A 12342-nucleotide genomic window follows, 5' to 3' on the forward strand; every position below is an offset into this window, starting at 1 on the left:
CCATGCCCGGCCTGGCGCAGAGCCTGCACGCACACGACCTGGGCCACTTGCGCATAGTGGCCCAGCAATGGGGCTTGGCGCTGCCCACCAGCGGGCGTTCACAGGCCTTAGACTTTCTCGAAGCACAACTGCCCGCTCAGCTGGCCGGCGGCCTAGCCGCCCTGCCGGCTGAAGTGCAGGCTGCCCTGGCGGCGCTGGCCGAGGCGGGCGGCCGCATGCCCTGGGCGCAGTTCACGCGGCGCTTTGGCGAGCTGCGTGAACTGGGGCCGGCCCGCCGCGACAAAGAACGCCCTGACCTGCATCCCATCTCCACCACCGAGCAGCTCTGGTATCGAGGACTGCTGGGCCGGGCCTTTCTGGACACCGCTGCCGGGCCGCAGGAGCACGCTTATCTGCCCGATGAACTGATCCCCCTGGCGCCGCAAGCGGCCGCTCCGGACGCACAGCCCTTTGGCCGCCCGGCGCGACCGGAAGAGCGTGCCGTCCCCCAGCTTGCCACAGACCACATCCTGGACCAGGCCACCACCTTGCTGGCGGGCTTGCGCATCGGCCTCTCGGCTGAGGCGCTGCTGGCGGCCGAGCCTTGGCTGCTGCCGCCGCCCACGCTGGCCGCTTTGCTGGCCGCGGCCGGCCTGCTCGACGCCGGCGGGCAGCCGCGGCCGGAGGCGGCCCGCGAGTTCTTGGAGGCGCCCCGCAGCCAGGCGCTGGCCCAGCTGGTGCGCGCCTGGCGGGGCAGCCAGCAGTTCAATGAACTGCGCCTGATGCCGGGCGTGCAGGCCGAGGGCGCCTGGGAGAACGATACCCGCCGCACTCGAGAACGCGCCTTGGGCTTTGCCCACAGCGCCGCGCCAGGGCAGTGGTGGAGCCTGCTGGCCCTGGTTGCTGATGTAAAAACGCGCCAGCCGGATTTTCAACGCCCCAATGGCGACTATGACTCCTGGTACCTGCGGTCTGACCAGGGCGGCGACTATTTGCGCGGCTTTGCGCACTGGGACGCGGTGGACGGCGCGCTGCTTACCTATCTGTTCAGCGCACCCATGCACGCCCTGGGTCTGCTGGATTTGGCCCGGCCGGCTGCAGATGGCCCGGTAACCGCCTTCCGCTGGAGCTCCTGGGGGCCGGCTTTGCTGCACAACACCCCCGCCGGTGGCTTCAAAAAAGAAACGCAAATGTTTAAAGTGGACTCGCAGGGCAAGCTGCTGGTGCCGGCTCTGGCACCCCGCCGGGCGCGCTACTTGTTGGCCCGCTTTTGCGACTGGCTGCCCAAACCCAAAGAAGGCTATGCCTACCAGATCAGCGCAGCCGGCCTCGGCCGCGCTGCGGCACAGGGCCTGGAAGTGCGCCAGCTGGCCGCCTTGCTGAAGAAATACAGCGAGGGCGAACTGCCGCCCAACCTGGGGCAAGCCTTGCGCCGCTGGAACGCCCAGGGCGGCCAGGCGCGTTTGGGACAAGCCCTGGTGCTGCGCGTGGCCTCCGCCGCGGTGCTAAGGGCGCTGCGCGCCTCACGCGCAGCCCGTTACCTGGGCGAGCCGCTGGGTCCGACCAGCATCCTGGTGCAGCCCGGGGCCGGGCCGCAGGTCTTGCGCGCCCTGCTGGAACTGGGTTACCTGGGTGAATTGGAAGAGGACGGTTGATGATCATGCATTGGAGTGAAGCCCAAGATACCTTGCAGCGGTTGGCGACCGAGCCGCGTTTCGGTGTGTTCAGCGATTTCGATGGCACCCTGGCCCCCTTGGCCGCCACGGCGGGCCAGGTGCAGCCCAGCCAGCGGGTCTTGCAGCTGCTCAGCGACCTGCGGGAGCAGCTGCCCATCGTGGCGCTGATCTCCGGGCGGCGCGTGGCTGCGCTGCATGCGAAAGTCAACCTGCCCGGGCTGGTCTATGTGGGCAACCACGGCCTGGAAACGCTGGAAGCTGGCGAGGTGCGGGCCAACCCGGCCGTGCAAGCCTATCGGCCCGCCCTGCAGTCCGCTCTGCAGGCCTTGCAAGCGCTAAACGAGGAGGGTACCCACACCGAAGACAAAGGGCTGACCCTCACCGTGCATTACCGGCAGGCCGCCGACCCCCAGGCTTTCGCCCGCCAGCACGAGCAAAGCGTGCGGCGCATTGCCGCCGAACAGGGCTTGGAATTCTTCACCGGCAAAATGGTCTTTGAACTGCGCCCACCCCTGGAGATTGACAAAGGTGTCGTCTTACGCGAGCTGGTGCAGGCTCACGACATTAAGGCGGCCCTATTCCTGGGGGACGATGTGACCGATATCAGTGCCTTGCGCATGGCGGGGCAAATGCGCGAGGCTGGCGAGTGCGCCGCTTGGGGTGTGGCGGTTCAGGCGCCGGATGCGCCGGAGGAGCTGGAAGCCGCCGCCGATTGGCGCGCTTCGGGCGTGGAGGATGTGGAGGACCTGCTGGCCTGGCTGCTGGCGGCCCGCAAGGCGTCATCCACCTGAGCGGCAAACCACTCGCGTACATCCGCCTGAGTGACGATGCTGCGCAGCGCCGCGGCGCGCTGCTTGCGCTCGGCGGCCGGCATGGTCAAGGCTTGGTGCATGGCTTCGGCCGTGCCGTACACATCGAACGGCGAGACGATCAGGGCGTGCTCGCCCAGTTCAAAGAAGGCCCCCGCATATTCAGACAGCACCAGCACGCCGTCCTTGTTGTTGACCAGCACACCCTCTTTGGCCACCAGGTTCATGCCGTCCGCCAGCGGGTTGACCAGCAGCACGTCGTACATTTGCATGGCGGCGATGGCGCGCATGTAGTTGTCGCCGACGATGATGCGCACCGGCTCCCAGACCGTGCCGCTGTATTGCGCATTGATCGTGCCCGCCTCCGCCATGATCTCGCCGAGATAATCCCGGTATTCGCCCACTTCCATTCGTGAAGGCACCAGCAGGGCCAACAACTGCACCTTGCCCAAGTGTTCAGGATATTTTTCCAACAGGGCGCGGTACGCTTGCATGCCGCGCAGGTTGTTTTTGCTGGGCTCCACCCGGTCCACACGCAGGATCACCTGGCGGTCGCCCACCGACGTGTGCAGATGGCTGCGCTCCAATTCAGTGACCTGCATGCCGGAGAGCTGCTGCAGCTTTTCCACATCGATCGAAATGGGGTAGGTGACTGCGCCCACATCCCGGCCCTGGTACTCGACCGCATTCCGGCGGCCGAAGGCGTGCGCCCCCAGGTAAAAGCGGCAGGTCTGCACGAAGTTGAAGGCGTCTTTCTCGGTTTGGAAGCCGACCCGGTTGGCTTCCAGCAGGCTTTCCAGCAGGGTGTCGCGCATGGCCGGCGGCAGAATGCGCCAGGCGTCCGGCCCGGGCCAGGGGATGTGCACGAAGGGTTGGATCTGCACCTGCTCGCCTACCAGGGCGCGCAGGTAGTGGGGCACCATGTACAAGTGGTAGTCCTGAGGCAGCACGATCACCTGGCGTTGGCTGTCCTTGACCACGGCGGCAATCGCTTCGGCAAAGCGCTGGTTGACCCGCAGATATCCCGCGTCCCAGGCCTGCCAGGTGTCCGCTGTGATACTGGGTGTGCGCGGCGTATCCCACAACTGGTGTTGGATGAACCACAGCAGCGGGTTAGAGATCTCGTTGTAGTAGCCTTCGTATTCTTCCGGCTGGTGTTCCACCAGCTTTAGGCGAATACCTTCGACCTTTTGCACCTGGCCCTTGTTGTGCTGGGACCAGGCGCGGTCGTCGTCACTCATCGCCGAGGCGACCCACAGCACGTCGTGGCGCTCGGCCAGCGCCCCCAGGGCGGTCACCAGGCCGCCAGCGCCGCGCTCCACCTGGAAGCCGCGGCCGTGCTTTTTAAAGGAAAAGGGGCCGCGATTAGAGGCAATAACGATCAGTGGATTGGTCTGGCTTTCTGAACTCAAAAGTACTCCTGCCCCTGCTGCGACCCTCATGATGCAAGCTAAGGTTGGCATCGCGAGGCGAACTAGATCGATTATACAGGATGGCCCTTAGAGGGCTTAGGGTGGGTAGTGGTAAAATCTCAAAAAGCAGTTCCAAGTCCCATTTTAATCATGCAAGAGACAGTTTCGTTGCCAGGAGGCCAGTCGTGATTTCCGATTTGATCAAGGAAACCAAAAATCGTATGCAGAGTTCGGTGCAGTCGCTGAAAGATGATCTGGGAGCGATCCGCACCGGGCGTGCCACCCCGGCGTTGGTTGAGAAGCTGTCTGTGGAGTATTACGGCCAGCCCACGCCCTTAATGCAGCTGGCCAGCATTAGTGTGCCGGAGCCGCGTCAATTGCTGATCAAACCCTTTGACCCTGCCGGGGTCAAAGATATTGAGCGCGCTTTGCAAACCTCTGACATCGGTTTGACGCCCAACAGTGACGGCAAAGTCATCCGCCTCAATTTGCCTGCCCTCACCCAGGAACGCCGCCTGGATATAGTCAAAACGGTGAATGCCCGCAAAGAAGAAGCCTATGTGGCCGTACGCAACATCCGCCGGGACGCCATCAAAGACCTGCGTGAGTTTGAGACGGAGAAGATGATCACCGAAGACGAGCTGAAGCGCGGCGAGGATGATGTGCAGAAACTCACCGACGAGATCATCAGCCAGATCGACCAGATCGGGCAGGCCAAAGAAAAAGAGGTCATGGAGGTCTGAGGCGTTGATGGCCAAAACCGATCCGCCCGCAGACCATTCGATCCCCCAGCATATCGCCATCATTATGGATGGCAATGGGCGCTGGGCCCGCGCCCGCGGCCTGCCGCGCCTGGCAGGCCACCGCGCCGGCACGGAGAATTTGCGCCGCATCATTGAGGCCTGCGTGGAGGTGGGGGTCAAGTACCTGACCATTTACGCCTTCTCCACGGAGAACTGGGGCCGCCCACAGGACGAAGTGCAGGGCCTGATGGGCATCTTTGACGAAGTCTTTGAGCGCGAACTGGCCGAATTGCATCGCCAGGGCGCCCGGCTGAACCACATCGGCCGGCTGGAAGGCATGCGTCCTTCCCTGCGCGAGAAGGTGCTCAAGGGCATGCAGATCACCAAAGACAATGATCGCTTGGTGCTCAATGTCGCCTTCAACTACGGCGGCCGCGACGAGATCGTGGATGCGATCAAGGCCATCATTGCGGCAGGTACCCCGGCTGAGCAGGTGAACGCGGAGTTGGTCTCCCAGCACCTGTACACGGCCGGCATCCCCGACCCGGACTTGATCATCCGCACCTCTGGCGAGCAACGCATCAGCAACTTCCTGCTTTGGCAGGCGGCCTACGCCGAGTGGATCTTCCCTGAAACCTTCTGGCCGGACTTTGGCCGCGAGCAATTGCTGGCCGCCATTGAGCAATACGGCCAGCGTGAGCGGCGCTATGGCAAGGTTTTGGAGTCATGAGCAACTTAGTTAAACGGGTTCTGTTCACCGTGGTGGCTTTGCCCACCGGCATTTTCCTCATCTTTTTGGGGGCATGGCCTTACGCCATCTTCATCAGCCTGATCCTGGCCCGCGCCATTTGGGAGTATGCCGATCTGTTCGGCCTGCCGCCCAGCAAACCGGCGCGCTGGTTAATGGTGGCCAGTGTCCTCGGCATTTTGTTTGTGCGCTTCTTGTTCGGCACCGGCCACGACCACTGGGTCTTGGCGCTGATTTGCGCCATCATCGTGGGGTACCAGCTGGTCCAATACGAACGAGGCAATGACAAAGCCGGCAGTGGCTTTGCGATCATGCTCAGTGGCGTTCTGTACATTGGGCTGATGGGCAGCTACATGATGCTGCTGCGCGAGACGCCGGTATTTGGCGAGTGGTGGCTGCTGCTGACCGTCTTTGCGGTCATCCTGACCGACACCATGGCGTATTTCCTGGGCACACGCTTTGGCCGGCATCGCATGACCCCCCGGCTGAGCCCTAAGAAGAGTTGGGAGGGTTTCGCGGCCGGCGCCATCTTTTCGGCCTTGGGCACTCCATTGTTCGGCCTGCTCTTCCACGTCTTTGGCATGCCGCGCGATCCACAGTTCAGCCTGGTCAATGTCTTTGTCCTCGGTTTGTGTGTGGGTGTCTTGTCCCCGCTGGGTGACCTGGGCATCAGCATGATCAAACGCGAAGTGCACCTCAAAGACACCGGTGATATTTTGCCCGGCCACGGCGGCGTATTGGACCGCGCAGATTCCTGGCTGTGGGCTTTCCCTATCGGGTATTACCTGGCGCTGATCTTTCAATAAATGAACCCAATGCCCAAGCACATAGGGTTGGTGTTGCTGTTCCTGGTTTTTCTCTTCGCCTTATTTTCCGGTATGGCTGGGGTGGACTTTGGCAGCCAGTGGGATCAGAATCTGATCAAGGGGCAGGTAAACAAATTTGTACGCACGGGCAATCTGCTGACCGGTGAGTATCACTATCCGCCGGTATCGAGCTATATCGCCACCAGCACCACACTGCCCTATGCCGCTCCCTTTGTGGCCCGTTACGGCACCAACTGGGTGCCTACACAGAATTATCTGCTAAACGAAGTCCTCAAGAATCCCAATCAGGCCTTCCTGCTCAACTTGCGGCGGGTCTTTGTGTTTTTCACCACGCTGGCCGTGCTCTGGGTAGGCCTGGCGGCCGGCCAGCGCAAATGGCTGGCCGGCTTGGCGGCGGGGATTGTGTTGGCCTTTTCCTGGGAGATCAACTACCAGTCGCGGTTTGTGCACCCGGATGGGCCGACCATGCAGTTTGTGGCCCTGACGCTCTTGTTCTGCCTGTTGGCCTTCTATAAGAAGAGGCCTTTTTCTTCCGCTACCTGGCTTCATTTCGGAGCGGCCGCCGCCGCGGCGGCCACGGCAACCAAATACACTGCCGGGCTTTCCCTGCTGAGCGTATTGCTTGTGGCCGTGTTGCTCTGGAAACAGGCAGGCCAGCCTTGGCCGCGCCTTTTGCTGCGTTTGGCAGGCTTGGGCTTGGTCTATGGCTTGGTTTTTGTGTTGTTGGTCCCCGGCGTGCTGTTTGAAACCAGCATTTTCTGGGACCAGGTCATCAGAGATCAAACCATCTATGCTTCCGGACATGGCAGGCAAACTGTTGAGGCGGGCTGGGACTACTTCAGCCGGGTGCTTATTTATCTGTTTGGCGTAGCTTTTTCGCCTTATCCTGTGCTGGCCCTCGGGGTGAGCGGCTTTGCCCTGGCAGGGGTGTATGCTTTGCTGCGCTCTCCTGACCGGGCTGAACGCTGGCTGGGTGCGGTGCTGGTGGGCGTGCCCGCCCTGTACTTGTTGTTCCTCGCCACGCATCGCGTACTGTTTGTGCGCAACTTGCTGCAAGTGCTGCCCAGCTTGGCCTTGTTTGCCGGCTTTGGGTTCCAATGGTTGTTCGAAAGACTGGGCCAGGCGCCTCACAAGCGGCTGCGCTTCATCCCTGTGGCGCTGTTGGCTCTGGTCTTGGGGTTCAACGCCCATTGGATCCTCAGCAGTGTTCAAACGATCCAGGCGCGTGATACCGATGCCTTTATTCACCAGGCGCTTAACCACATTGCCGCGCATCCGGAGCAGCCGGTCTACATGACCGCGGCGGCCGGCCAGCTGCTGGCTGGCTACGACCTGCCCGCCCACCTGACGGCAGACAAAAGCGGGTCTCAAGACCTGGTGCTGTTTGCCTACCTGGCAGATGCCTTCGATGAGGAAGAAGGCAACTGGCCGGTGAATGAGATCGGCGCCTCTCCGCTGATCTTTGGGCCGCGTGAGATCAACATGGATTGGTATGCCAGCTGGCCGGGCGTGGAACGTTTGGTGCTTGCCGCACCCGATGTGGCTTGGGAAGCTGGCCGGCAGTTCACGGGTCACGCCGCCGCGCCGGAAGAGCTTCCAATGCAAACTTACACAGGCCTGTTAACCATCGATGGGCAGCAGTTTATGCTGGAGAATGTGGGCCAGCCGCCCCTGTTCATCATGAATTCGGCCCATCCCCAGGTGGTGCTAAGCTTGAGACCCTTGCTGGATACACAAGTTTCCCTATCGGCCCGTCCATACAATCAATGGCGGTTGGAAGATGTCTACCTCTCCGCGGTCAATGGGTTCAGCATACTCGATGAGAAAAGCCTGCAGACCGAATACAACTTCAGTCGCTTCTCGCTCAATCGTTCAGAAGCAGAGTTGCAGTGTGTGCGCTCCGCGGTGGGCGAAGCAAACTACCGGACCTTGGTGGACCATGCCTATGGCTTTATGGAGTTTCCGGATGAGCAGCTTGCCCAGGCGGCTCAGTGTTTGCAATGACCTATAAGGAATGGTGTGAATGAACAACCGAGAACCTTCGCGTAATTTGGCTATGGAGCTGGTGCGGGTGACTGAAGCCGCGGCCCTGTCTGCCGCCCGTTTTATGGGCCGGGACGATAAAGCCGCCGGCGATCAAGCCGCGGTGGACGGCATGCGTCTGGTCTTGAACAGCATTGAGATGGATGGGATCATTGTGATCGGCGAGGGCGAAAAGGACGAAGCGCCCATGCTGTTCAACGGTGAAACCATGGGCACCGGCGATGCCCCGCATGTCGACATTGCTGTGGATCCGATTGATGGCACGCGTCCCCTGGCAGAAGGCCGGCTGAACTCAATTGCCACGGTGGCTGTGGCGCCGCGCGGCACTATGTTTGACCCCGGCCCTTTCGTATACATGAACAAGATCGCGGTGGGCCCGGCAGCCAAGGGCACTATTCATGTCGAGTGGCCGGTGGAAGACAACTTGAATGCGATCGCCAAGGCAACCGGTAAGCGCATTCAAGACCTGGTGGTCGTCATGCTGGACCGGCCGCGCCACAATGAGCTCAAGGCTGAAGTGCGCCGCTGTGGGGCGCGCATCCGCATGATCGACGACGGGGACGTGGCCGGCGCGCTGATGACTGCCTGGCCGGATGCCGGCATTGACGTCTTGCTGGGCATTGGCGGCACGCCGGAAGGCGTGCTGGCGGCCTGTGCCCTGCGCGCCATGGGCGGCGAGATCCAGGGCAAACTGTATGCCCGCAACGATGACGAACTCAAGCGCGGCCGTGAGATGGGCTATGACTTCGAAAAGATCCTGACCATGGATGATTTCGTCTCTTCGGAGGATGTGTTCTTTGCCGCCACCGGCATCACTGATGGTGAGCTGCTGGATGGGGTCAAGTACTATCCCAAGGGGGCACGCACGCACAGTTTGGTGGTGCGCGGTATGACCGGCACGGTGCGCCAGGTGATCGCCACCCACAGCCTCGAGAAGCTGGAAAAGATCAGCCCCTTGGATTATTAGGAGCCCGCATGCCCGCGCCCAAGAAGCCTGCCAAGACCTCACCCGCCTCCAAGACACACAAGCTCAAGGGTGAGGTGTATTACCCGACCCAGCACGCGGTGGCGCAAGCCAATCTGCAAGATTGGGACAAGATTGCGCGCCGAGCAGACAAGGACTTTATCGGGTTTTGGGAAGGGGAAGCCGCCCAGCTGGAGTGGTACAAGCCCTGGAAGAAAACGCTGGACGATAGCAAGGCGCCTTTCTATAAGTGGTTCGTGGGCGGCAAGGTCAATATTGTTCACAACTGCATCGACCGCCACCTGAATACGCCGCGCAAGAATAAGCTGGCGCTGATCTGGGAGAGCGAGGATGGCAAGCAAGACCGCTCGTTCTCTTTCCATGCCCTCAACCGCGAAGTCTCGCGCATGGCCAGCATCATCCACGCCCTGGGCGTCAAGAAGGGCGACCGGGTCACGATCTACATGGGCCGCGTGCCGGAGATCATCTTCGCCATGTTGGCCTGCGCCAAGATCGGCGCCGTGCACTCGGTGGTCTTCGGCGGCTTTTCCGTCGCCGCACTGCAGGGCCGGGTGCAGGACAGCCAGTCCAAGCTGGTGATCACCTGCGACGGCAGCTACCAGAACGGCAAACTGATCGAGCTCAAGCGCATCACCGACGAAGCCGTCCGCCAGGCGCCGACCGTGGAGAACGTGCTGGTCGTACAGCGCAGCGGGCACGAAGTGCCCTTCCAGCCTGGGCGGGACCACTGGTATCACGAAATGCTGGAAAGCCCGGTGGCTAAGGACCGCTTTCCCACCCAGCCAATGGACGCCGAGGACCCGCTGTTCATCCTCTACACTTCCGGCTCCACCGGGCGGCCCAAGGCCATTCTGCACACCCACGGCGGGTATATGGTGGGCACCTACAGCACGCTCAAGTATGTCTTTGACATCAAGGACGAGGACCGTTATTGGTGCGCCGCCGACCCGGGCTGGATCACCGGCCATTCCTATATTGTCTACGGCCCGCTGCTGAATGGGGCCACCAGCTTTTTATACGAGGGCGGCCCCACCTTCCCCAACCCGGGTCGCTGGTGGCAGTTGATCGAGCGCTACGGCATCACCATCCTCTACACGGCGCCCACTGCCATCCGCGGGCTGATGCGCTTTGGTGAAGACTGGCCGGCCCAATACGACCTTTCCAGCCTGCGGCTGTTGGGCTCGGTGGGTGAGCCGATCAACCCGGAGGCCTGGCGCTGGTATTACCGCGTGATCGGCAAAGGCCGGGCGCCGATCATGGATACCTGGTGGCAGACCGAGACCGGCATGTTCATGATCACGCCCACCCCAGTGGTACCGCTCAAGCCGGGTTCCGGCACGCGGCCCTTCTTCGGCCAGCGCGCCGAGATCCTAAACGAGGCGGGGGTGCCGGTCAAAGACGGCGAAGAAGGCTACCTGGTGCTGACCCGTCCCTGGCCCTCCATGCTGCGCTCGATCTATGGGGATGCGGAGCTCTACAAGCGCCAGTACTGGTCCAAGTACCCGGGCAAGTACATGACCGGCGATTCCGCCCGGCGCGACGAGGACGGCTATTACTGGATCATCGGCCGTGTGGATGATGTGATCAATGTCTCCGGGCACCGCCTGGGCACCGCCGAGATCGAGTCGGCGCTGATCACGCACCCGGCGGTAGCCGAGTCGGCCGCCATTGGCCTGCCGCATGAGGTCAAGGGCCAAGCGGTGCATTGCTTTGTGCTGCTGAAGCAGGAACACTCGCCCAGCTCTGAATTGGCCGAGGAATTGCGCCAGCATGTCGCCGCGGTGATTGGCGGCATCGCCCGTCCCGAGGAAGTCGCTTTTGTGGACAAGCTGCCCAAAACGCGTTCGGGCAAGATCATGCGGCGCGTATTGAAGGCGCGTGCTCAGGGACTGCCCGAAGGCGACCTGAGCACGCTGGAGGACTGAGATGGCCGTTTCTGGCCTGCATCACATCGTCCTGTTTTGCGCCGACACCGAGATCTCCCGGGGATTCTACGAATCTCTGGGCTTTGCCTACCTGCGCGGCTATGAAGGCATGCACTGGTTTGCTCTGGGGGAAGCTGAACTGATGTTGCATCCGGCCGACCCCGGCCAGAAAGCCGGCCTGCCGGTGATCCATTTCGCCACGCCGGATGTGGATGCGCTGTTCGCCCAGGCGCTCGCCGCCGGCCTGCAGCCCTTCGACCATCAGAACCCCGGCACCCCGCTGACTGGGCCTGTGCTGCGCCCGTGGGGCGACTTGGAATTTGAACTGGTCGACCCCGATGGGCAGTGGCTGGCGTTCACCCAATCTGGCTGATTACTCCAACCGGGTCCACTGGTCGGGCGGGAAGTCCAGCGGGGGCAGCGATGCTTCAAAGCGCCCGGCCTGCACCTCCTCCAATTTGAACGTTTCGTGTTTGCGAACGTCATAGCCCGCTACTTGCCCGATCATTGGCCAATGGTCAAAACTGCCGGCTGTCTCCAAGCGGGCGCCGGCGTTGGCCCCGAAGCTTTCCGCCAGCGGCAAGAGCTGTTCTGCCGTCAGCTTGGCCCAGTCGCCCTGGGGGGCGGGGCGGCTGGCCTCTGAGCGCATCACTGCGTAATGACCCTCGCAAGCCAGGTACAACCAGTTTCCCAGAAGATTTTCGGTTTGCCAGGCGCCGCAGAGCGGCGTGCCGCCCGCCGCGCTGAGCCTCCGCCAGGTTTCCTGACGGTCGTCGCTGTCGATGGTTGCACTATCCGCGCTGATGTGCAGCATGCGCCCGAAGTCCTGGCCCAGCAAAGCGGGATTGGCGGCCATCTCTATGCGGTGTTGGCCCAGCCAGCCTCCATCTGCTGGCTGCCAGTGGCTGCGCCCGGCGATGCCATAAAAGCTGCCGAACATGGCGGCCAGCTCGGCATCCGTGGGCGGCCAGCCTGCCGGCAACTGCATCTGGCTGAGAACGCGAAGTTCAATGAAGTAGGTTTGGGTGTAGAGCACGAACCCTGCTCGGGAGCGCAGATTGGTGGTGGTGTTCCGGCAAGGTCGGATGTCTTCCTGGGCATCTGGGGCGAGGACTTGCCAAAATCCTCGCCAAGGCGTTTGTTGGTCGCTCATTCAAAAGCTCCTTTGTCATACAGACCATAGCGTTAAATGATG

Annotated in this window: 10 protein-coding genes; 8 read left to right on the forward strand and 2 right to left on the reverse strand. The window is 62.1% G+C overall.

The features are described from left to right. Window positions 1-2 precede the first annotated feature (2 nt). Window positions 3-1634, forward strand: coding sequence for a helicase-associated domain-containing protein (locus tag KF885_06060; protein ID MBX3048717.1), 1632 nt, complete (start codon window positions 3-5; stop codon window positions 1632-1634). A 691-nt stretch (window positions 1635-2325) separates the two neighbouring features. Here the strand turns inward: KF885_06060 and KF885_06065 are convergent. Further along, on the reverse strand, window positions 2326-3876 hold the full coding sequence (locus tag KF885_06065; protein MBX3048718.1) for a trehalose-6-phosphate synthase: 1551 nt from the start codon (window positions 3874-3876) through the stop codon (window positions 2326-2328). 185 nt (window positions 3877-4061) lie between these two features. Between KF885_06065 and frr the strand changes: the two genes are divergently transcribed. Genes frr through KF885_06100 form a run of 7 tightly spaced genes read left to right on the forward strand, consistent with a single transcriptional unit; the run spans window position 4062 to window position 11520 of the window. Continuing rightward, entirely contained in the window at window positions 4062-4619 is a 558-nt protein-coding gene (gene frr, locus KF885_06070) for a ribosome recycling factor (GenBank protein ID MBX3048719.1), read from the forward strand. Window positions 4620-4626: 7 nt separating this feature from the next. Beyond that, window positions 4627-5349 (forward strand): di-trans,poly-cis-decaprenylcistransferase, encoded by a 723-nt coding sequence (gene uppS, locus KF885_06075; GenBank protein MBX3048720.1) that lies wholly within the window; start codon window positions 4627-4629, stop codon window positions 5347-5349. Beyond that, a complete protein-coding gene (locus tag KF885_06080; protein ID MBX3048721.1) occupies window positions 5346-6173 on the forward strand; it encodes a phosphatidate cytidylyltransferase in 828 nt (275 codons plus the stop codon). The genes uppS and KF885_06080 overlap by 4 nt, the downstream gene beginning before the upstream one ends. A gap of 9 nt (window positions 6174-6182) precedes the next feature. Further along, the gene (locus KF885_06085; GenBank protein ID MBX3048722.1) at window positions 6183-8198 is read left to right on the forward strand and encodes a hypothetical protein; all 2016 of its coding nucleotides are present in this window, start codon (window positions 6183-6185) and stop codon (window positions 8196-8198) included. A gap of 52 nt (window positions 8199-8250) precedes the next feature. After that, window positions 8251-9204 carry a class II fructose-bisphosphatase gene (gene glpX / locus KF885_06090; protein ID MBX3048723.1) on the forward strand — a complete coding sequence of 318 codons (954 nt, stop codon included), beginning with the start codon at window positions 8251-8253 and terminating at the stop codon, window positions 9202-9204. Window positions 9205-9212: 8 nt separating this feature from the next. Beyond that, window positions 9213-11147 carry an acetate--CoA ligase gene (acs, locus tag KF885_06095; protein ID MBX3048724.1) on the forward strand — a complete coding sequence of 645 codons (1935 nt, stop codon included), beginning with the start codon at window positions 9213-9215 and terminating at the stop codon, window positions 11145-11147. Between the two features lies 1 nt (window position 11148). After that, a complete protein-coding gene (locus KF885_06100) occupies window positions 11149-11520 on the forward strand; it encodes a VOC family protein (GenBank protein MBX3048725.1) in 372 nt (123 codons plus the stop codon). Here KF885_06100 and KF885_06105 read toward each other — a convergent pair whose 3' ends face one another. After that, a complete protein-coding gene (locus KF885_06105; protein ID MBX3048726.1) occupies window positions 11521-12300 on the reverse strand; it encodes a lipocalin-like domain-containing protein in 780 nt (259 codons plus the stop codon). Between the last annotated feature and the right edge of the window lie 42 nt (window positions 12301-12342).

The sequence above is a fragment of the Anaerolineales bacterium genome (assembly GCA_019637805.1).
In the GTDB taxonomy this organism is placed as follows: Bacteria; Chloroflexota; Anaerolineae; order Anaerolineales; family UBA11579; genus JAMCZK01.